Genomic DNA, 20,777 nt, shown 5'->3' with positions numbered 1-20,777 from the left:
TGGCAAAAGGCCGGTTCACCTGGGTGAACCGGCCTCTCAAGGCAACCGCAGGGGCTGCGCTACGACGGAACGTCGCGATTAGCGCGAGACCTTGCCGGCCTTGATGCACGAGGTGCAGACGTTGAGCCGCTTCGGCGTCCGACCGACCACGGCACGCACGCGCTGGATGTTCGGGTTCCAGCGACGGGACGTACGGCGGTGCGAGTGCGAAATGTTGTTGCCGAAGCCCGGCCCCTTGCCGCAGACGTCGCAGTTGGCAGCCACGGGTCACTCCAAAGACTTCAGAATTACAGTGAAATCCGGCGCACCGGAATCAGGAGTCTGAAGTGGCTTGCCGGGGAACGGCCCGGATTGAACCGGGCAACCGAAGCAGCATACAACGCCTGCTTCCGTGGAACGAAACTACCATGGTCTCCGCGGACCTCGCCCCGGGCCCCGGTCACGAGCGGGACGACCCCGGTCTACCCTGCGGTGAGCTCACCGCCGAAGGAGGACCCCCGTTGTCGCGAGCCCTTCAGTCCGATGAGGAGCTCGTCGAGCTCGACGCCGAAGCGGTCCGGTCCTGGTGCGCACGGGCCCTCGACGCCCTCGGGAGGGAGCGCGAGGAGATCGACGCGATCAACGTCTACCCGGTCGCGGACGGGGACACCGGCACCAACCTGTACCTGACGGCCGAGGCCGCCCACCAGGCCGTCGAAGCGGTCTTCGCCGCCTCCGCGCCCGACACCACCGAGACCGTACGGGCCATGGCGCACGGCGCCCTCCTCGGCGCCCGGGGCAACTCCGGAACCATCCTCGCCCAGCTCCTGCGGGGCATGGCCGCCGTCCTCACCGAAGGACGTGACGGTGATCACCTCGCCCGTGCCCTCGCCGAGGCCGCCGCCGCCGCACGGCGGGCCGTCGCCCGCCCCGTGGAGGGCACCGTCCTCACCGTGGCGACCGCCGCTGCGGTCGGCTGCGAGGCCGGCGGAAAGCTCGCGGAGGTGGCCGTGCGGGCCCACGACAGCGCCCGGACGGCACTGGAGGCGACCCCCGGGCAGCTCGACGTGCTCGGCCGGGCCGGAGTCGTCGACGCCGGTGGACGCGGCCTGGTCACGGTCCTCGGCGCGCTGGTGGAGACCGTCTGCGGCCGGGCCCCCGACCGCACGGACCCCGCGCCCGGCGGCGCCCGGGCACCCGGGATCGTGCGGACCCTCGGGTCCTGCGACGGGGAGGCCGGACCCGCCTACGAGGTCATCTACCTCCTGGAGGCGACGGACGAAGCCGTGGAGCTGTTGCGGGCCCGCCTCGACGCACTGGGGGAGTCCCTGGTCGTCGTGGGCGGCGACGGGCTCTGGAACGTCCACGTCCACGTCGATGACGCGGGCGCCGCCGTCGAGGCCGGGGTCGAGGCCGGACGGCCCCACCGCATCCGCATCACCCACTTCGGGGCCGCGGGGGCCGTGGAGGCAGCGGCCCCCGGCCGCGGGGAACGCGCCCCCCGCGCGGTCGTCGCCGTCGTCCCCGGCGAGGGCCTCGCCGGCCTCTGCGCAGAGGCCGGCGCCACCACGGTCCGCGCCAGGCCCGGGGAGCCGCCCGCCGGCGACGAACTGGTCGAGGCGATCCGACGGGCGCACGCCCGCGAGGTCGTCCTGCTGCCCAACGACACCGACCTCCGCCAGACCGCTGCCGCCGCCGCCGAGCGCGCCAGGGCCGAGGGCATCCGCGTCGCGCTCATCCCGACCAGGGCCGCCGTCCAGGGCATCGCGGCCCTCGCCGTCCACGAACCCGACCGGCGCTTCGACGAGGACGTCGTCGCCATGACGGCCGCCGCCGGAGCCACCCGCTACGCCGAACTCGCCGTCGCCGAACGCCAGTCCTTCACCTCGGCCGGCGTGTGCCAGGCCGGCGACGTCCTCGGCCTCATCGAGGGCGACGTCGCCGTCATCGGCAAGGACCTGACCGAGACGGCCCGCACCGTCCTGGACCGCATGCTCTCTGCGGGCGGCGAACTCGTCACCCTCGTCGTCGCCGACGGCACCCCGCCCGAGCTCGCTCCCGACCTGGAGCACCACGTCCGCCGGGGCTACCTCGCCGTGGACACCACCACGTACCACGCGGGCGCGGGAGCCCCGCCGCTGCTCATCGGGGTGGAATAGGCGTCGCTCCCGGGGTTCGTCCACGGCCTTCGACACGACTGTCGGTCCCGTGGTGTGCAATGGAGCACGTGCCCGCGCTCGACGAACCGCTCAAGAAGTCCCTCGGCCCCGCCACCGCCAAGGTCATGGCCGAGGCGCTCGACCTGCACACGGTCGGCGACCTGCTCCACCACTACCCCCGCCGGTACGCCGAGCGCGGGGAGTTGACCACGCTCGCCGACCTCCCGCTCGACGAGCACGTCACGGTGGTCGCCCAGGTCGCCGACGCCCGGGTGCTCACCTTCAACGGCTCCAAGGGGCGGGGCCAGCGCCTCGAAGTGACCATCACCGACGGCAGCGGCCGTCTCCAGCTGGTCTTCTTCGGCAAGGGCGTGCACAAGCCGCACAAGGACCTGCTGCCCGGCACCCGGGCGATGTTCGCCGGCAAGGTGTCGCTCTTCAACCGGCGCCTCCAGCTCGCCCACCCCGCCTACGAACTGCTCCGCGGCGACGGCGGGGAGGCCGTCGACGCCTGGGCCGCCGCCCTCATCCCGATCTACCCCGCCACCACCAAGCTGGAGTCCTGGAAGATCGCCAAGGCGGTCGACGCCGTCCTGCCGAGCGCCGCCGACGCCGCCGACCCCTTGCCGTCCGCCCTGCGCCGCGGTCGCGGCCTCGCCGAGCTGCCCGAGGCCCTGCGGAAGATCCACCGACCGCGCACCAAGGCCGACGTCGCCGAAGCCCGCGAGCGACTCAAGTGGGACGAGGCGTTCGTCCTGCAGGTCGCCCTCGCCCGCCGTCGGCACGCCGACACCCAGCTGCCCGCCGTTCCCCGCCGACCCGCCCCCGACGGCATCCTCGACGCCTTCGACGCCACCCTGCCCTTCACCCTCACCGAGGGCCAGCAGAAGGTGTCCGCGGAGATCTTCGACGACCTCGCCACCGAACACCCCATGCACCGCCTCCTCCAGGGAGAGGTCGGCAGCGGCAAGACGATGGTGGCGCTGCGCGCGATGCTCGCCGTCGTCGACTCCGGTGGGCAGGCCGCGATGCTCGCCCCCACCGAGGTCCTCGCCCAGCAGCACCACCGCTCGGTCACCGAGATGATGGGCGAGCTCGCCGAGGGCGGAATGCTCGGTGGCGGCGAGCGCGCCACCAAGGTCGTCCTGCTCACCGGTTCCATGGGCGCCGCCGCACGCCGCCAGGCCCTGCTCGACCTGGTCACCGGCGAGGCGGGCATCGTCATCGGCACCCACGCGCTGATCGAGGACAAGGTCAAGTTCCACGACCTGGGCCTGGTCGTCGTCGACGAACAGCACCGCTTCGGCGTCGAACAGCGGGATGCGCTCCGGGGCAAGGGGAAGCAGCCGCCGCACCTCCTGGTGATGACCGCCACCCCGATCCCGCGCACGGTCGCCATGACGGTCTTCGGGGACCTGGAGACCTCCGTCCTCGACCAGTTGCCGGCCGGCCGCTCCCCGATCGCCAGCCACGTCGTGCCCGCCGCCGACAAGCCGCACTTCCTGGCCCGTGCCTGGGAGCGGGTCCGCGAAGAGGTAGGGAACGGGCACCAGGCGTACGTCGTCTGCCCCCGCATCGGCGACGAGGAGGACCAGAAGAAGACCAAGGCGTCCCCGGAGGACGAGGCGGAGAAGCGCCCGCCGCTCGCCGTCCTCGACGTCGCCGAGGGGCTCGGCACCGGCCCCCTCGCGGGGTTGAGGATCGCCGTGCTGCACGGTCGCATGCATCCGGACGACAAGGACGGGGTCATGCGCCGCTTCGCCGCCGGTGAGGTCGACGTCCTCGTCGCCACCACCGTCATCGAGGTCGGCGTCAACGTGCCCAACGCCACCGTCATGGTGATCATGGACGCCGACCGCTTCGGCGTCTCCCAGCTCCACCAGCTCCGGGGCCGGGTCGGTCGCGGTTCGGCTCCGGGGCTCTGCCTCCTCGTCAGCGAGATGCCCGAGGCCAGCCCCGCCCGACAGCGGCTGAACGCCGTCGCCACCACCCTCGACGGCTTCGAGCTCTCCCGCATCGACCTCGAACAGCGACGCGAGGGCGACGTCCTCGGCCAGGCCCAGTCGGGCGTCCGGTCCTCCTTGCGGGTCCTCACCGTCATCGACGACGAGGAGGTCATCGCCGCCGCCCGGGAGGAGGCCACCGCACTCGTCCTCGACGATCCCGACCTCACCGCCCACCCGGGCCTGCGCACCGCGCTCGACGCCCTGCTCAGCGAGGAACGGGAGGAGTACCTGGACAAGGGCTGACCACGGGGCCCCGGCAGCCGCCATAAGCTGGGGCTTGACGCAACGGCTCAGGGAGAACGAGGACACCGATGACCCGCGTGATCGCCGGCACCGCCGGTGGGCGCCGCCTGGCCGTGCCGCCCGGCAACGGCACCCGCCCCACCTCCGACCGGGCGCGCGAAGGCCTCTTCTCCACGTGGGAGGCACTGCTCGGCACCCTCGACGGGACCAGGGTGGCCGACTTGTACGCGGGTTCCGGCGCCGTCGCCCTGGAGGCCCTCTCCCGGGGCGCGGCCCACGCCCTCCTCGTCGAGGCCGACCCCCGCGCGGCGAAGACGATCCGGGAGAACGTCCGCTCGATCGGGCTGCCCGGAGCCGAACTCCGCACCGGGAAGGCCGAGCAGGTCGTGGCGGGCGCTGCCCCGGCCGAACCGTACGACGTGGTCTTCCTCGACCCGCCGTACGCCGTCACGGACGCCGATCTCCACGAGATTCTCCTCACACTGCGATCGGAGGGCTGGTTGAGCGAGGATGCCCTCGTCACGGTGGAGCGCAGCACCCGAGGCGGAGAGTTCGGCTGGCCGGCCGGATTCGAGGCCCTGCGGTCCCGTCGCTACGGCGAGGGAACGTTTTGGTACGGTCGCGCCGCCTCTACGTGCGAAGACGCACGATGACCGGACCGGAGAGCGAGGGACCCAAGTTGCGCCGCGCCGTCTGTCCGGGGTCATTCGACCCCATCACCAACGGACACCTCGACATCATCGCCCGTGCCTCCAAGCTGTACGACGTCGTGCACGTCGCAGTGATGATCAACCAGTCGAAGAAGGGCCTCTTCACGGTCGACGAACGGATGGAGCTGATCCGCGAGGTCACCGCCGACTTCGGCAATGTCGAGGTCGAGTCCTTCCACGGCCTGCTCGTCGACTTCTGCAAGCAGCGCGACATCCCCGCGATCGTCAAGGGCCTGCGCGCGGTCAGCGACTTCGACTACGAGTTGCAGATGGCCCAGATGAACAACGGCCTCTCGGGCGTGGAGACGCTGTTCGTCCCCACCAATCCGACGTACAGCTTCCTCTCCTCCTCCCTGGTCAAGGAGGTCGCGGCCTGGGGCGGGGACGTGTCCCACCTCGTGCCGCCGACGGTGCTTCCCCGGCTGACCGAGCGGCTCGCACAGAGGTGACGCGCGGCCACCGCCACTGACGCTCCGTCATCTGGTGTCGGACGGGCGCCGACTGCCCTTACAGTCGTCCCGTCCGTCTCCATCCAGCTGTAGAGAGTGGCGAGCACCAGGTGGACGTCCAGAAGAAGCTCGACGAGATCGTCGCGACCGTGCAGGGCGCCCGCTCCATGCCGATGTCGGCATCCTGCGTGCTCAACCGCGCCGAACTGCTCGCCCTGCTCGACGAGGTGCGCGAGGCCCTGCCCGGGTCGCTCGCCCAGGCCCAGGAGCTGATCGGCGACCGCGAGCAGATGGTCCAGCAGGCCCGTCAGGAGGCCGAGCGGATCATCGAGGCCGCCCACGCCGAGCGGGGGTCGATCGTCTCCGACACCCAGGTCGCCCGGCAGTCGCAGGAGGAGGCCGACCGGATCCTCGCCGAGGCCCGCCGGGAGGCCGAGGAGGTGCGGGCCGAGGCCGACGACTACGTCGACTCCAAGCTCGCCAACTTCGAGGTCGTGCTCAACAAGACCATCGGCTCCGTCGACCGCGGGCGCGAGAAGCTCCTCGGCCGCGGCCCGGGACTCGATCAGGACGGCTATGCCGACGCGGACGCCCCCGAGTACAGCGCCGACCCGCAGACGCTGATCCAGCGGGCCGACGACTACGTGGACGCCAAGCTCGGCGCCTTCGAAGCCGTCCTCAGCAAGACCCTGGAGGCCGTCGGGCGGGGGCGGCAGAAGCTGCACGGCCGGATCGCCACCGATGCCCTCGGCGAGCACATGGCCGCCCAGGACAGCCTCGGCCCCGCGGCGCACACCAGCGGTGCCGACTACCTGGCCGGACTCGAAGGGCTCTCCGACCCGGAGCCGGCGCGGCCGCAGCCGCAGATCCCCGCCCAGCAGCCCGACCCGTACGGCTACCCGCAGCAGGACCCGGCCTACTCCGATGCGGGTGCCGCCCCCGCCGGAGCGACCTACGCCGCGCCCTACGAGGCCCAGGACGCCTACGGCTACCAGCAGCACGACCCCTACGCGTACCAGGGGCAGTACGGCTACGAGCAGCAGCAGTACGACCCCCAGGGCCAGGCCCAGCCCCACCCGTCGCAGCAGGCCGCCGCGCTCGACGAGACCAGCTTCTTCGACACCAGCATGATCGACCTGGAGCAACTGCGCCGCTACGAGCAGGGCCAGTAGCGGGCGGGGGCCGGATTGGGCCCTGGGCGAAGCGTCCAGTATCCTGGCCCTTCGGTCGCGCTATGTCCGCGATCCTTGCTGCTGCCCACGTCCGGCAGCCTCCTCCACGACGCAGAACGATCCGAAAGCAGGAAGAGCCCTGAGTACGCGCCTCGACCACCGCAACCCCCTCGTGTTCGACACGCACGAGCTGGGGCGGCGTCCTGGTGCCCTCCAGCGGCTCTCCCGCTCGGCCGAGGCCCCCGGAGAGCTCGGCGTCGAAGGAGTCATCGGAGTGCCCGAGGGCTCTCCGTTGGAGATCGACCTCCGCCTCGAGTCGGTCATGGAAGGGGTGCTCGTCACAGGCACCGCCCGTGCATCGGCCGAGGGGGAGTGCGTAAGGTGTCTGGAGCCCGTCGAGCTCGACCTCGACGTGGACTTCCAGGAGATGTTCTCGTACCCCGACTCCGACGACCGGGGCCGCTCCAAGGCGGTCGCGGACGACGAAGCCGAGGACGACGAGGACATGATCCCCCTCGAGGACGGCATGTTCGACCTCGAACCCGTGCTGCGTGATGCGGTGGTGCTCGCACTGCCGATGCAGCCGGTGTGCCGGGAGGGCTGTGCGGGGCTGTGTTCCGAATGCGGAACCAACCTGAACGAGAACCCGGACCACCACCATGAAGCCGTCGACATCCGTTGGGCGGCACTGCAGGGACTCGCCGGTTCGCTGGGAACCGATGAGAAGGACAACATGAGCGGCAAAGCCTCTGACGGGGACGTCCGAAGCGCCGCCGAGAAGCAGGAGAAGTAGCCGTGGCTGTTCCGAAGCGGAAGATGTCGCGCAGCAACACGCGCCACCGCCGGTCGCAGTGGAAGGCTGCGGTCCCCACCCTGGTTTCGTGTGAGCGTTGCCAGGAGCCGAAGCAGCAGCACATCGCGTGCCCGAGCTGCGGCACCTACAACAAGCGCCAGGTCCTCTCGGTCTGAGTGGCTGGTGAGAGGCACGATGTCTGAGAACATCAGCGCAGCCTCGTCCCACACGCTTCTGGAAGGGCGGCTCGGGTATCAGCTCGAGTCCGCCCTTCTGGTGCGTGCACTGACCCACCGCTCGTACGCGTATGAGAACGGCGGTCTGCCCACCAACGAGCGGCTGGAGTTCCTCGGGGACTCCGTGCTCGGTCTGGTGGTCACGGACACGCTGTACCGCACCCACCCCGACCTGCCGGAAGGCCAGCTGGCCAAACTGCGGGCCGCGGTGGTCAACTCGCGTGCACTGGCGGAGGTCGGTCGCGGCCTGGAACTCGGCTCCTTCATCCGGCTCGGCCGGGGCGAAGAGGGCACGGGCGGCCGGGACAAGGCGTCCATCCTCGCCGACACCCTCGAAGCGGTGATCGGCGCGGTCTATCTCGACCAGGGCCTCGAAGCGGCGGCCGAGCTGGTGCACCGGCTCTTCGACCCGCTGATCGAGAAGTCCTCGAACCTCGGTGCGGGGCTGGACTGGAAGACCAGTCTCCAGGAACTCACCGCGGCCGAGGGGCTCGGCGTTCCCGAGTACCTCGTCTCCGAAGAGGGCCCGGACCACGAGAAGACCTTCACTGCTGCCGCCCGCGTCGGTGGTGTCTCGTACGGCACCGGCACTGGCCGCAGCAAGAAGGAAGCGGAACAGCAGGCGGCAGAATCCGCTTGGCGCTCCATCCGTGCAGCAGCGGACGAGCGCGAGGCCGCGGCCAAGGCCGCGGCCGAAGCGGGCACGGGAGAGGTCGTCGACCCCTCTCCGACCGCGAACCGGACGTCGGCCTGACGGCTGCGCCCCGCTTCCCGAGAACCCCGTCCCCGGACCTGTCCGGAGGCGGGGTTCCCGTCCTTTCCGGAGGTTCTGCGGCGGTAGGGTGGGGCTGCTGTCGAAGACGTCCGGAGGAGTCACCGTGCCCGAGCTGCCCGAGGTCGAGGTCGTGCGGCGCGGTCTGGAGCGCTGGGTCGCCGGGCGGACCGTGGCCGAGGTCGAGGTCCTGCACCCGAGGGCCGTACGGCGCCATCCGGCGGGGGGCGAGGACTTCGCGGCACGGCTCACGGGACAGCGCTTCGAGGGCGCGCGCCGTCGCGGCAAGTACCTCTGGCTGCCGCTCGCCGACACCGGCACGGCCGTGCTCGGGCACCTCGGGATGAGCGGCCAACTGCTCGTCCAGCCGGAGGGCGCCGAGGACGAGAAGCACCTGCGCATCAGGGTCCGCTTCGACGATGCCACCGGCACCGAACTCCGCTTCGTCGACCAGCGCACCTTCGGAGGGCTCTCGCTCCACGACCAGACTCCCGACGGACTGCCGGACGTCATCGGGCACATCGCCCGTGACCCGCTGGACCCGGCGTTCGACGACTCCGCCTTCCAGGGCGCCCTCCGGCTGCGCCGCACCACCATCAAGCGGGCGCTGCTCGACCAGTCCCTGATCAGCGGTGTCGGCAACATCTACGCGGACGAGGCGCTCTGGCGGTCGAAGCTCCACTACGACCGTCCCACGGCCACCCTGACCCGTCCGCGTTCGGCCGAGCTGCTCGGTCACGTCCGGGACGTGATGAACGCCGCACTCGACGCCGGCGGCACGAGCTTCGACAGCCTGTACGTGAACGTCAACGGCGAGTCCGGCTACTTCGACCGCTCGCTCGATGCCTACGGGCGGGAGGACGAGCCCTGCCGCCGTTGTGGCACCCCGATGCGGCGGCGGGCCTGGATGAACCGGTCCAGCTACTTCTGCCCGCGCTGCCAGCGCCCGCCGCGCACCGCGGTCTGAGTTCCGCGCACCGCGCTGCCAGCGCCCGCTGCGCACCGCGGTCTGAGTTCCGCGCACCGCGATCCGAGTGCCGCCCGGTGCGCCCCGCCGCCCTCTCGCGTTCCGGGGGCCGTCCTGTGGTCAGGCGCCGTCGGCCGTCACGCGTTCCCCGTCGTAGCTCGTGCGCGCCGCCTCCACCTCGTCCATCCGGCTTTCCACCAGCTCGATCAGACCGATCAGCTGCTCCGCGATCTCACGGCCGAGGGGGGTGAGCCGGTAGTCGACCCGCGGGGGGTTCGTCGGTCGGGCCTCCCGGTGGACGAGACCGTCCCGCTCCAGGGCGTGCAGCGTCTGCGACAGCATCTTCTCGCTGACGCCGTCGACCCGTCGCCGCAGCTCGTTGAAGCGGAACGTCCCCGCGTGCAGGGCGCCCAGGGTCAGGCTGCCCCAGCGGCCCGTCACGTGCTCCAACGTGCAGCGCGAGGGGCAGGTGCGCGCGAAAACGTCGTAGGGGAGGTCATCGGTCATGGCATCACCGTACTCCCGCACAGCGCTTACCAGGGGAAGGGCGCTAACTGAAAGCTTGCGCTATCTATAAGTTAGTGCTCTACTTCTGGTCGTCCCCCTGCACGGTTCTTCGAGGAGTCCCTTGTGACCAGCCCCGTCGTCTCCATCGCCTACCACTCCGGTTACGGACACACGACCGTCCTCGCCGAGGCCGTTCGTGCCGGCGCCGCCGACGCGGGCGCCGTCACCCACCTGATCAAGGTCGACGAGATCACCGAAGCCGAGTGGGAGCTGCTGGACGCCTCCGACGCGATCGTCTTCGGGTCCCCGACCTACATGGGCACCGCCTCCGGCGCCTTCCACCAGTTCGCCGAGGCCACCGCGAAGCGCTGGTTCACCAACGCCTGGCTGGACAAGATCGCCGCCGGCTTCACCAACTCCGGCTCCAAGAACGGCGACAAGCAGCAGACCCTGCAGTTCTTCCAGACCCTCGCCGGCCAGCACGGCATGACCTGGGTCAGCCTCGGCCTGAAGCCCGGTTGGAACAGCAGCGAGTCCTCCGAGAACGACCTCAACCGCCTGGGCTTCTCCGCCGGCGCCGGCGCCCAGACCCCGACCGACCTCGGCCCGGACGCCGTCCACAAGGCCGACATCGCCACCGCCGAGCACCTCGGCCGGCGGGTCGCCGGCACGGCCCGCACCTTCGCCGCGGGCAAGGCGTCCGTCTGACACCCGCCGCGCGTCCGCACACGAGGGGACCCCGTCACCGACACCGGTGACGGGGTCCCCTCATGCGTGGACGCGCGCGTGCGGGGTTGCCACCCCGAGGAATCTCAGTAGCCGAAGTCCTGGGTCCACCAGGGCCCGCCGTCGCCGAAGGCGACGCCGACGCCGAGTGTGGTGAAGTCGCAGTTCATGATGTTGGCCCGATGGCCGTCGCTGTTCATCCAGGAGGCCATCACGGCTGCCGCGTCCACCTGGCCGCGGGCGATGTTCTCGCCGCCCATGCCCGTGATGCCCGCCTGCGCGGCCCGGGCCCAGGGGGTGTCGCCGTCCGGGTCCGTGTGGTCGAAGAAGTTGCGGGTCGCCATGTCCGCGCTGAAGGCGCCGGCCAGTGCTGCGAGCCGTGCGTCCGCGCGCACCGGGGTGCAGCCCGCCTTCGCGCGTTCGACGTTCACCAGTCGGAGGACCTCGGCCTCCGCGGCCTGGCTGCGGTCGGCGGTGGAGGCGACCGGGGTCCTCTCCGTCGGCGTCGCCGAGGACGGGGTCGGCTTCGGAGCGGGCGCCGCCGCCTTCGTGGTGGGTGCGGTCGAGGTCTTCGGTGCCGCGGGCTTCGCGGTGCCGGGGGCCTTCGTCTTCGTCGGGGTCGGCTCGGGGGTCGGCGGGGGGGTGGTCTTCGGGCTCGGTGTCGCGGTCGGGGAGGCCGGGGGCTTGCCCTCGGTCGCCCCCGTGCGCGCAGTCGTGCGGCCGGACTCGCCGGCCGGGGTCGGCGCGGTGCCGCCCTGCGTGGTCAGTTCGGGGGCCTGTCGGGACGGGACGGGCCGCTCGCTGGCGCTCGTGCTGCCGAGGGTGAGGGTGTCCCCGCCGGGCAGCAGGCCGGAGGTGACGGCGATGGCGCCGACCGCGACCGCCGCGGAGGCGCCGAGCAGCCCGGTGCGTACGGGGCGCCTGCGACGGGTACCCCGCTGCGGGCGGGCCGAAGCGGCCGCGTAGTCTTCTGCGGCGGGTGTGGCGCCGGAGCGACGGTGGCGTCCCATCTGCCCTGCCTTCCTCTGCTGGCCTTTGCTTGCTTTGCCGATCTTTGCTGCCGGTACCGTTCCGGCTCGATGTCCGAACGGCGCGCGCCCATACGGGTGAGGTGCGTTCGGTCGGGACTGTACGCCATGGGAAGCAGGGGCGATGTGCTCATCTGGCAATCCGCCGACTAGCGTGCAGCCATGAATGACGACGTGCGGATGACCGCCTGGGTGCGCGGCCGGGTACAGGGAGTGGGCTTCCGCTGGTTCACCAGGGCAAATGCCTTGGAGATCGGCAGCCTGGTCGGCTTCGCCCTGAACCTCGATGACGGACGGGTGCAGGTGGTGGCCGAGGGGCCGCGTGAGAATTGCCACCATTTGCTCGATTGGCTGCGCTCCGACGACACTCCCGGACGCGTGGACGGCGTCACTGAGATCTGGGGCACACCGCGCGGCGGCTACGAGGGCTTCGCCATCCGTTGACGATCATGAGGGGAGTCCCCTTCGGTGACCGAGGGCGGTGCCCCGCGGACGACCGGTAACGGGTGCGTGACCAGCGAACCGCCTGATGGTTGCCAACGGGCGTCCGTCGTGGAAGGCTGCGCGGTAAGAATGATCGCGACGCCCCGCGGCGCCGAGTATGAAGGCCCCCTCGCTCGCCGAGCGCCGGTGGACTCCTCGGTCGCCCCTTCAAACGGGGCGTGATCGTGTTGACCGTCAAACTTTTTGGTGAGACTCTGGAAGCCCCGCGCACCTTCGCTGTTTGGCAGTGGAACCGGCACGACAAGCAGTACTGCCGAGCACCGCGGGTGCGAATCCCTCACGACCCACACCGCTTCGGTCGGTCACTCATTGTGGAGGACCATCCATCATGGCAAAGGCGCTTCTCGGTTACGTCGGCGGCTCCGACCCGCGACTCCTCGCCGAGATGCGACGGCTTCAGCAGCGCGTCCAGGACCTCGAATCCGAGCTGGTACGGATCCAGTCCGAGAACGACACGCTCGCTGCTGCCGCCGCTCAGCACCAGGGAGACTCGCTGCTGAACAGCATCGACCTCGACGTACCCCAGGCAGAGCCTGCGCTCACCTGACAGCCCAGCCCCGAGGGGCCAGGTGGGAAACAATCTCGTCGGCGCAGCCGGATCACAGACAGCTGATCGTGCAGAACGATCCAGAGGCACGACAGCTGGACTCGCAAGGGGCGCTTCGGCGTCCCTTCTTTCTTTCACCCGTTGTTTCCCCCGTGTCCCACCCCTCCTCATCCGAGGATCTGCCCCACGTCATCACGGGTGAAACGCACGGACCCCGGTAGAGTCCCCGGAGTGCACCTCAAGGCCCTGACCCTCCGCGGATTCAAGTCGTTCGCATCGGCCACCACCCTCCGGTTCGAACCGGGAATCACCTGCGTGGTGGGACCCAACGGGTCGGGCAAGTCCAATGTCGTGGACGCCCTCTCCTGGGTCATGGGCGAGCAGGGCGCCAAGTCGCTGCGCGGCGGCAAGATGGAAGACGTCATCTTCGCCGGCACGACCGGGCGCCCTCCGCTCGGCCGTGCCGAGGTCTCGCTGACCATCGACAATTCCGATGGTGCGCTCCCCATCGACTACGCCGAGGTCACCCTCACCCGGATCATGTTCCGGGGCGGCAGCAGCGAGTACCAGATCAACGGGGACACCTGCCGCCTGCTCGACTTCCAGGACCTGCTCTCCGATTCCGGCATCGGACGGGAGATGCACGTCATCGTCGGCCAGGGGCAACTGGACTCGGTGTTGCACGCCGATCCGATGGGCCGTCGCGCCTTCATCGAGGAGGCCGCCGGGGTCCTCAAGCACCGCAAGCGGAAAGAGAAGGCGCTGCGGAAGCTGGACGCGATGCAGGCCAACCTCGCGCGCGTCCAGGACCTCGCCGACGAACTCCGCCGCCAGCTCAAGCCGCTCGGCCGCCAGGCCGCCGTCGCCCGCCGTGCCGTGGTCATCCAGGCCGACCTGCGCGACGCCCGACTCCGTCTCCTCGCCGACGACCTCGTGCGGCTCCAGGAAGCCCTGCAGGCCGAGGTCGCCGACGAAACGGCCCTGCTCGCACGCAAGGAGGCCACCGCCGCCGGGTGGCGCGCGGCCCTCGCCCGGGAGGCCGAACTCGAGGCCGACGCGCGCACCCTCGTGCCCCGCCTGGAACGTGCCCAGCAGAGTTGGTACGACCTCTCCCGGCTCGCCGAGCGCGTCCGGGGGACCGTCTCGCTGGCCGACGCGCGGGTGAAGAGCGCCACCGCCGCCCCCGTCGAGGAACGCCGCGGTCGTGCCCCGGAGGACCTGGAGCAGGAGGCCGCCCGGGTCCGTGAGCAGGAAGCCGAACTCGAAGCCGCCCTGGAGGTCGCCGAACGCGCCCTGGAGGACGCCGTCGACCACCGCGCTGAGCTGGAGCGGTCCCTTGCGGAGGAGGAGCGCCGGCTCAAGGACCTGGCCCGTGCCGGCGCCGATCGGCGCGAGGGCCTGGCCAGGCTGCACGGCAGGGTGAACGCCGCCCGCTCGCGCGCCGCGGCCGCCCAGGCGGAGATCGACCGCCTCGCCGCCGCCCGTGACGAGGCCGCGGAGCGGGCGGCCGTCGCCCAGGAGGAGTACGCCCGGCTGAAGGAGGAGGTCGAGGGGGTCGGCGCGGAGGACCTCGCGCAGGACGAGCGGTACGAGGCCGCCCGCCGCGAACGCGCCGAGGCCCAGGAGGCACTGGGCGCGGTCCGCGAGGCAGCCGGCGCCGCCGAGCGCAGTCGCGCCGCCGCCCGGGCCCGGCACGACACCCTCGCCCTCGGGCTGCGCCGCAAGGACGGCACCGGCGCACTGGTCTCCGCCGGGCTCGCCGGACTCCTGGGCCCCGCGGCCGAACTGCTCACGGTCGAAGCGGGGTACGAGGTCCCCCTGGCCGCGGCGTTCGGTGCCGCGGCCGACGCGCTCGCCGCCGCCGGCCCCGCCGCCGCCGCCGAGGCCCTGCGCCTGTTGCGCAAGCAGGAAGCGGGGCGGGCGTCCCTGCTGCTGGCCGGAGCGCCGGACCCGGTTGCGGCTCCGGACGCGGAGGGGCGCCGGTGCGCCGCCGACCTGGTCAGCGGTCCCGCCGAACTGCTCGGCGCGGTCCGCCGGTTGCTGGCCGGGTTCGTGGTCGTCCACGACCTCGACGAGGCCGTCGAACTGGTCAGGAGCCGACCGGAGTTGACCGCCGTCACCGCCGAGGGCGACCTCCTCGGGGTGCACGTCGCGCACGGCGGCTCCGCCGCGGCGCCCAGCCTGCTCGAAGTCCGGGCCGCGGTCGACGAGGCCGCTGCGGAACTCGTCGAACTGGGCCTGCGGTGCGCGGAACTGGAGACCGCCCAGCAGGAGGCGGCCGAGCGGTACCGCGTCGCCGGCGTGCGCGTGGAGGAGCTCGACGGGCAGCGCAGGGAAGCCGACCGGGAGAAGTCGTCGACCGCACAGCGGCTCGGCCGGCTGGCGGGACAGGCCAAGGGGGCTGCGGGGGAGGCCGAGCGCACCGCCGCGGCCGTCGCGCGGGCTCGGGAATCCCTGGAGGAGGCGACCGCCGCGGCGGCGGAGTTGGCCGAGCAGCTGCTGGCCGCGGAGGAGGCACCGGCCGAGGACGAGCCCGACACCGCCGTGCGCGACCGGCTCGCCGTCGACGGCTCCCGGGCGCGCCAGATCGAGATGGAGGCACGGCTCCAGGTCCGCACCCATGAGGAGCGGGGCAAGGGGATCGCCGGACGGGCCGATGCGCTCGACCGGGCCGCCCGTGCGGAGCGGGAGGCGCGCGTGCGCGCCGAGCAGCGCCGGGCCCGGCTCCGCCACGAGGCGGACGTCGCGGGTGCGGTCGCCGCCGGCGCCCGGGGCCTGCTGGCCCACGTGGAGGTTTCGCTGGCCCGCGCCGAACGGGAGCGGGTCGCGGCCGAAGCCGCGAGGGCGGATCGGGAGCAGGGCCTGACCGTCGCCAGGGCCCGGGGGCGTGACCTCAAGGCCGAGCTCGACAAGCTGACCGACTCCGTCCACCGGGGTGAGGTGCTGGGTGCGGAGAAGCGCTTGCGGATCGAGCAACTGGAGTCGAGGGCCCTGGAGGAGTTCGGGGTGGAGTCGACCGACCTGGTCGCCGAGTACGGCCCGGACCAGCCGGTGCCCCCCTCGCCGGCGGCCGAGGGCGAGGTGCTGCCCGAGGAGGCCGACCCCGACGACCCGCAGGACCCCCGCAACCGACCGCGGCCGTTCGTCCGTTCGGAGCAGGAGAAGCGGCTGAAGGCCGCCGAGCGGGCGCACCAACAGCTCGGCAAGGTCAATCCGCTGGCCCTGGAGGAGTTCGCGGCCCTGGAGGAGCGGCACAGGTTCCTCTCGGAGCAGTTGGAGGACCTCAAGAAGACCCGCACCGATCTGCTTCAGGTCGTGAAGGAGGTCGACCTGCGCGTCGAACAGGTCTTCACCGAGGCCTACCGGGACACGGCCCGGGAGTTCGAAGGCGTCTTCTCCCGGCTCTTCCCGGGCGGCGAGGGGCGGCTCGTCCTGACCGACCCGGACGACATGCTCACCACCGGGGTGGAGGTGGAGGCCCGCCCACCGGGCAAGAAGGTCAAGCGGCTGTCGCTGCTGTCCGGTGGCGAGCGCTCGCTCACCGCCGTGGCGCTGCTGGTGGCCATCTTCAAGGCCAGGCCCAGCCCGTTCTACGTGATGGACGAGGTGGAGGCGGCGCTCGACGACACCAACCTCCAGCGGCTGATCGGGATCATGCGGGAGCTCCAGGAGTCCTCGCAGCTGATCGTGATCACGCACCAGAAGCGGACGATGGAGGTCGCGGACGCGTTGTACGGCGTGTCCATGCAGGGAGACGGCGTCTCGAAGGTGATCAGTCAGCGGCTGCGCTGAGGGCCCCCTCTCGTTCGTTCAAGTTGTGAATTCATGAAGTGTCGAGATGCTTATAAAGTCACATCACATCGACTATTGACTTCGAAACTTGAAGACATAGTCTCTGCAACGTTGCTTTAACCTTCACGTGGTGGGCGGCGTGAAGTTGTGCGCCACTGGAAGGGCTCGCCCCCCACCCAGGAGTCCATGTGACCAGCACCGCGCAGGCGCCCACGCCGCCGCCTTCTGAAGGCCGAGCCGCTCACCCGGACCACCTCGGCCACGTCATCTTCATCACGGCCTCCGCCGCGATGGGCGGTTTCCTCTTCGGCTACGACAGTTCCGTCATCAACGGGGCCGTCGAGGCGATCCGCGACCGCTACGACATCGGCTCCGGCACCCTCGCCCAGGTCATCGCGATCGCCCTGATCGGCTGTGCGATCGGTGCCGCGACCGCGGGCCGGATCGCCGACCGCATCGGCCGCATCCGGTGCATGCAGATCTCCGCGGTGCTCTTCGCCGTCAGCGCCGTGGGTTCCGCACTGCCCTTCGCCCTCTGGGACCTCGCCCTCTGGCGGATCATCGGCGGCTTCGCCATCGGCATGGCCTCCGTCATCGGTCCGGCCTACATCGCCGAGGTCGCCCCCGCCGCCTACCGCGGTCGCCTCGGCTCCTTCCAGCAGGCTGCGATCGTCATCGGCATCGCCATCTCCCAGCTGGTCAACTACGGCATCCTCCAGCTCGCCGACGGCGAGCAGCGCGGCAAGATCGGCGGCCTGGAGGCGTGGCAGTGGATGCTCGGCGTGATGGTCGTCCCCGCGGTCCTCTACGGCATGCTGTCCTTCGCGATCCCCGAATCCCCCCGCTACCTCATCTCCGTGGGGAAGATCGACCGGGCCAAGGCGGTCCTCGCCGAGGTCGAGGGCCACGGCGTCAACCTCGACCACCGCGTCGCCGAGATCGACCGGGCCATGCGCAGCGAGCACAAGTCCACCTTCACGGACCTGTTCGCCACCGGGAGCCGGTTCCGGCTGCTGCCCATCGTCTGGGTCGGCATCGGACTCTCGGTCTTCCAGCAGCTCGTCGGCATCAACGTCGCCTTCTACTACTCCGCGACCCTCTGGCAGTCCGTCGGCATCGACCCGTCGAGCTCCTTCTTCTACTCCTTCACCACGTCGATCATCAACATCATCGGCACCGTGATCGCGATGGTCCTGGTCGACCGGGTCGGCCGCAAGCCGCTGGCCCTGGTCGGATCCGTCGGCATGGCGATCGCCCTCGCCTTCGAGGCCTGGGCCTTCTCCGCCGACCTCGTCGACGGCAAGCTGCCCGAGACCCAGGGGGCGGTGGCCCTCGTCGCCGCCCACGTCTTCGTGCTCTTCTTCGCCCTCTCCTGGGGCGTGGTGGTCTGGGTCTTCCTCGGCGAGATGTTCCCCAACCGGATCCGCGCGGCGGCCCTCGGCGTGGCCGCCTCCGCCCAGTGGATCGCCAACTGGGCCATCACCGCCAGCTTCCCGTCCCTCGCGGACTGGAACCTCTCCGGCACCTACGTGATCTACGCGACCTTCGCCGTGCTCTCGATCCCCTTCGTGCTCCGGTACGTCAAGGAGACCAAGGGCAAGGCGTTGGAGGAGATGGGCTAACCCCCGCTGCCCCCTCCTCGCGACGACTGCCCCGGCCGAGGCCTCACGCCCCCAGCCGGGGCAGTACGTCGTCGCAGAACAGCCGCAGGCTCCGCCACCCCTCCTCGATCGGCATCCCGCCGCACAGCGGGTGGAGCACCAGGCTCTCCAGCCCGAGCCCCGCGCACTCCTCGGGGGTGACGACCCGGTAGACGCCCTCCTCCCGCAGCTCCGTCACCGAACCCGCTGTCGAGCGCACCGCCGAGCGGATGTCCTCGGACTGCCAGGAGGCGTACGTCCGTGCCTCGTGGAGGAAGTGTTCCCCGTGCTCCGCCCAGGTCCGGTCCGGATCCTCCGACAGGTGGAGCAGCGGGGTCCGCTCGGCCGGCATCATCGTCCACCCCTCCGTGCCGTACTCCGTGCACCGCTCCCGGTAGTACGCATCGAGCTCCGGCAGGTGCGCGCTCGGGAAGAAGGGCAGCCCGAGCCGCGCCGCCCGTCGCGCCGCCGCCCTCGACGACCCCCCGACCAGCAGCAGGGGGTGGGGGCGGGTGAAGGGGCGCGGGGTGACCCGCACCGTACGGCCCCGGTAGCCGAAGGGCTCTCCGGTCCAGGCGGCGAGCAGGGTTTCCAGCAGCAGGTCCTGCAGTTCGCCGCGCCGCCCCCAGTCCACGCCGCGCTCCTCGTACTCCTCGGGCCGGTAGCCGATCCCGGCCACCGTCACCAGTCGACCGCCGCTGAGCAGGTCCAGGACCGCCATCTCCTCGGCCAGCCGCAGGGGGTCGTGCAGCGGCCCGATGATCGCCGAGACGGTGACCGCGATCCTGCGCGTGGCGCCGAAGACCGCGCCGGCGAAGGCGAAGGGGGAGGGGAGCCAGTTGTCCTCGACCCCGTGGTGCTCCTCGGTCTGCACGGTGTCGACGCCGTGCCCGTCGGCGTACGCGGCCATCGCGAGGGCGGCCCGGTAGCGCTCCGACAGCGATGCGGGGGTCGCCCGGGGATCGACGAGGTTGAACCGTACGACGCTGAACGGCACGGGAGGTCCCCCTTCGCGGGTGTGCGGCGGGAGGACCCTAGCTGACGAATCGTCAGATGAGAACGGTCCGGTCGGCTCCGACGGCCGGCCGCGGGGACTCCCCGCGCCGGCGGCCGGCCGGAGCGGCACCGGACGCCCCGCCGGAGCCCTGCGCGTGCCCCCGCACCGGCGCTCCCGGCCCGGGGCCCGGGAACCGCTGGTCAGCGAGGTGCGGTCCGACGGCGAGCGGCCCGTTCGACCAACGGGGGCGCGCCCCGCACGGGGAACGAGGGGATCCGGGGAGGCCACGCCATACTGGTGAGCGTTATGGAACTCATCCTTGCTGTAGTCATCGCTCTGGTCGTCGTGGTCGCCGTGACGAGCGGACTCGTGATCAGCGGTCGCAAGAAGAAGCAGCTGCCGCCGGCCGAGCCGCCGTCCACCACGCCGACCATCACCGCTCCGCCCGTCGAACCGCACGTCGGCGAGGAGGCGGAGACGCCGCGGGAGGAACCACGCCGCACGGTCGAGGAGGTCGACCTCCCCACCGAAGCGGCCCCCGAGGCCCCCGTCGTCGAGGAGCCCGCGGCTCCCGAGATCGAGGTGCCCGAGCCCACGGCCGGCCGCCTCGTGCGGCTCCGGGCCCGGCTCGCCCGCTCCCAGAACTCGCTGGGCAAGGGGCTGCTCACGCTCCTGTCCCGCGAGCACCTCGACGAGGACACCTGGGAGGAGATCGAGGAGACCCTCCTCACGGCCGACGTCGGCGTCGCCCCCACCCAGGAGCTCGTGGACCGGCTGCGCGAGCGCGTCAAGGTGCTCGGCACCCGTAGCCCCGAGGAGCTGCGCGGTCTGCTGCGCGAGGAGCTCGTCGCGCTCCTCGGCGACTTCGACCGCACGGTGAAGACCGAGAGCCCCGAAGACACCCCGGGCGTGGTGATGGTCGTCGGAGTCAACGGCACCGGCAAGACCACCACCACCGGCAAGCTCGCCCGGGTCCTCGTCGCCGACGGCAAGTCCGTCGTCCTGGGCGCGGCCGACACCTTCCGTGCCGCCGCCGCCGACCAGCTCCAGACCTGGGGCGAGCGCGTGGGCGCCCGGACCGTCCGCGGCCCCGAGGGCGGCGACCCGGCGTCGATCGCCTTCGACGCGGTCAAGGAGGGCATCGCGGAGAAGGCCGACGTCGTCCTCATCGACACCGCCGGCCGGCTCCACACCAAGACCGGCCTGATGGACGAGCTCGGCAAGGTCAAGCGCGTCGTCGAGAAGCACGGCCCGCTCGACGAGGTCCTCCTCGTGCTCGACGCCACCACCGGCCAGAACGGCCTGATCCAGGCCCGGGTCTTCGCGGAGGTGGTCGACATCACCGGCATCGTGCTGACCAAGCTCGACGGCACCGCCAAGGGCGGCATCGTGGTCGCCGTCCAGCGCGAGCTGGGCGTCCCGGTCAAGCTGGTCGGCCTCGGCGAGGGGCCGGACGACCTGGCCCCCTTCGAGCCGGGCGCCTTCGTCGACGCCCTGATCGGCGACTGAGGCGGGCCACGACGTGCGGAGGGGCCCCGTCACCGGGCAGG

The 20,777-nt window shown here is 71.5% G+C and carries 19 protein-coding genes; 15 read left to right on the top strand and 4 right to left on the bottom strand.

What is annotated here, in order from left to right; translation table 11 throughout:
- Positions 1 to 78 precede the first annotated feature (78 nt).
- The gene (gene rpmB, locus ACFW22_RS31605; RefSeq protein WP_003957616.1) at positions 79 to 264 is read right to left on the bottom strand and encodes a 50S ribosomal protein L28; all 186 of its coding nucleotides are present in this window, start codon (positions 262 to 264) and stop codon (positions 79 to 81) included.
- Between the two features lie 236 nt (positions 265 to 500).
- Between rpmB and ACFW22_RS31600 the strand changes: the two genes are divergently transcribed.
- The 9 genes from ACFW22_RS31600 (at position 501) to mutM (ending at position 9,486) form a co-directional block, all read left to right on the top strand.
- The gene (locus ACFW22_RS31600; RefSeq protein ID WP_386411329.1) at positions 501 to 2,138 is read left to right on the top strand and encodes a DAK2 domain-containing protein; all 1,638 of its coding nucleotides are present in this window, start codon (positions 501 to 503) and stop codon (positions 2,136 to 2,138) included.
- A 59-nt stretch (positions 2,139 to 2,197) separates the two neighbouring features.
- Positions 2,198 to 4,387: an ATP-dependent DNA helicase RecG gene (recG, locus tag ACFW22_RS31595; RefSeq protein WP_386411326.1), complete on the top strand. Its 2,190-nt coding sequence runs from the start codon at positions 2,198 to 2,200 to the stop codon at positions 4,385 to 4,387.
- Positions 4,388 to 4,455: 68 nt separating this feature from the next.
- A complete protein-coding gene (rsmD, locus tag ACFW22_RS31590; protein WP_386411323.1) occupies positions 4,456 to 5,040 on the top strand; it encodes a 16S rRNA (guanine(966)-N(2))-methyltransferase RsmD in 585 nt (194 codons plus the stop codon).
- 26 nt (positions 5,041 to 5,066) lie between these two features.
- Positions 5,067 to 5,546 carry a pantetheine-phosphate adenylyltransferase gene (coaD, locus tag ACFW22_RS31585; protein ID WP_386411371.1) on the top strand — a complete coding sequence of 160 codons (480 nt, stop codon included), beginning with the start codon at positions 5,067 to 5,069 and terminating at the stop codon, positions 5,544 to 5,546.
- A gap of 110 nt (positions 5,547 to 5,656) precedes the next feature.
- On the top strand, positions 5,657 to 6,718 hold the full coding sequence (locus ACFW22_RS31580; protein WP_386411320.1) for an ATP synthase F0 subunit B: 1,062 nt from the start codon (positions 5,657 to 5,659) through the stop codon (positions 6,716 to 6,718).
- A 139-nt stretch (positions 6,719 to 6,857) separates the two neighbouring features.
- Positions 6,858 to 7,511 carry a YceD family protein gene (locus ACFW22_RS31575; RefSeq protein WP_386411368.1) on the top strand — a complete coding sequence of 218 codons (654 nt, stop codon included), beginning with the start codon at positions 6,858 to 6,860 and terminating at the stop codon, positions 7,509 to 7,511.
- Between the two features lie 2 nt (positions 7,512 to 7,513).
- Entirely contained in the window at positions 7,514 to 7,687 is a 174-nt protein-coding gene (gene rpmF / locus ACFW22_RS31570) for a 50S ribosomal protein L32 (RefSeq protein ID WP_030496967.1), read from the top strand.
- Positions 7,688 to 7,706: 19 nt separating this feature from the next.
- On the top strand, positions 7,707 to 8,501 hold the full coding sequence (gene rnc / locus ACFW22_RS31565) for a ribonuclease III (protein WP_386411317.1): 795 nt from the start codon (positions 7,707 to 7,709) through the stop codon (positions 8,499 to 8,501).
- A 124-nt stretch (positions 8,502 to 8,625) separates the two neighbouring features.
- Positions 8,626 to 9,486 (top strand): bifunctional DNA-formamidopyrimidine glycosylase/DNA-(apurinic or apyrimidinic site) lyase, encoded by an 861-nt coding sequence (mutM, locus tag ACFW22_RS31560; RefSeq protein WP_386411314.1) that lies wholly within the window; start codon positions 8,626 to 8,628, stop codon positions 9,484 to 9,486.
- Positions 9,487 to 9,606: 120 nt separating this feature from the next.
- On the opposite strand, the gene ACFW22_RS31555 is transcribed toward mutM, so the two are convergent.
- Positions 9,607 to 9,993 (bottom strand): winged helix-turn-helix transcriptional regulator, encoded by a 387-nt coding sequence (locus tag ACFW22_RS31555; RefSeq protein WP_386411312.1) that lies wholly within the window; start codon positions 9,991 to 9,993, stop codon positions 9,607 to 9,609.
- Between the two features lie 123 nt (positions 9,994 to 10,116).
- Here ACFW22_RS31555 and ACFW22_RS31550 point away from each other — a divergent pair, with 123 nt between their 5' ends.
- On the top strand, positions 10,117 to 10,701 hold the full coding sequence (locus ACFW22_RS31550; RefSeq protein WP_386411309.1) for a flavodoxin family protein: 585 nt from the start codon (positions 10,117 to 10,119) through the stop codon (positions 10,699 to 10,701).
- 104 nt (positions 10,702 to 10,805) lie between these two features.
- Here the strand turns inward: ACFW22_RS31550 and ACFW22_RS31545 are convergent, their stop codons facing one another.
- Entirely contained in the window at positions 10,806 to 11,729 is a 924-nt protein-coding gene (locus ACFW22_RS31545) for a CAP domain-containing protein (protein ID WP_386411306.1), read from the bottom strand.
- A 180-nt stretch (positions 11,730 to 11,909) separates the two neighbouring features.
- On the opposite strand from ACFW22_RS31545, the gene ACFW22_RS31540 reads away from it, so the two are divergent.
- The 4 genes from ACFW22_RS31540 to ACFW22_RS31525 all read left to right on the top strand — a co-directional run bounded on the left by ACFW22_RS31540 (position 11,910) and on the right by ACFW22_RS31525 (position 18,212).
- Entirely contained in the window at positions 11,910 to 12,191 is a 282-nt protein-coding gene (locus ACFW22_RS31540) for an acylphosphatase (protein ID WP_386411303.1), read from the top strand.
- A gap of 388 nt (positions 12,192 to 12,579) precedes the next feature.
- The gene (locus tag ACFW22_RS31535) at positions 12,580 to 12,798 is read left to right on the top strand and encodes a hypothetical protein (RefSeq protein WP_384885793.1); all 219 of its coding nucleotides are present in this window, start codon (positions 12,580 to 12,582) and stop codon (positions 12,796 to 12,798) included.
- 231 nt (positions 12,799 to 13,029) lie between these two features.
- Positions 13,030 to 16,590, top strand: a complete 3,561-nt coding sequence (gene smc / locus ACFW22_RS31530) for a chromosome segregation protein SMC (protein ID WP_386411299.1) — start codon at positions 13,030 to 13,032, stop codon at positions 16,588 to 16,590.
- A 188-nt stretch (positions 16,591 to 16,778) separates the two neighbouring features.
- Positions 16,779 to 18,212 carry a sugar porter family MFS transporter gene (locus ACFW22_RS31525; protein ID WP_386411296.1) on the top strand — a complete coding sequence of 478 codons (1,434 nt, stop codon included), beginning with the start codon at positions 16,779 to 16,781 and terminating at the stop codon, positions 18,210 to 18,212.
- A 43-nt stretch (positions 18,213 to 18,255) separates the two neighbouring features.
- On the opposite strand, the gene ACFW22_RS31520 is transcribed toward ACFW22_RS31525, so the two are convergent.
- Positions 18,256 to 19,227 (bottom strand): LLM class flavin-dependent oxidoreductase, encoded by a 972-nt coding sequence (locus ACFW22_RS31520; RefSeq protein WP_386411293.1) that lies wholly within the window; start codon positions 19,225 to 19,227, stop codon positions 18,256 to 18,258.
- 306 nt (positions 19,228 to 19,533) lie between these two features.
- Between ACFW22_RS31520 and ftsY the strand changes: the two genes are divergently transcribed.
- A complete protein-coding gene (gene ftsY, locus ACFW22_RS31515; protein WP_386411365.1) occupies positions 19,534 to 20,736 on the top strand; it encodes a signal recognition particle-docking protein FtsY in 1,203 nt (400 codons plus the stop codon).
- Positions 20,737 to 20,777 lie beyond the last annotated feature (41 nt).

Source organism: Streptomyces sp. NPDC058872, assembly GCF_042743065.1.
Lineage (GTDB): Bacteria > Actinomycetota > Actinomycetes > Streptomycetales > Streptomycetaceae > Streptomyces.
This window is presented reverse-complemented; position numbering and strand designations above follow the sequence as displayed.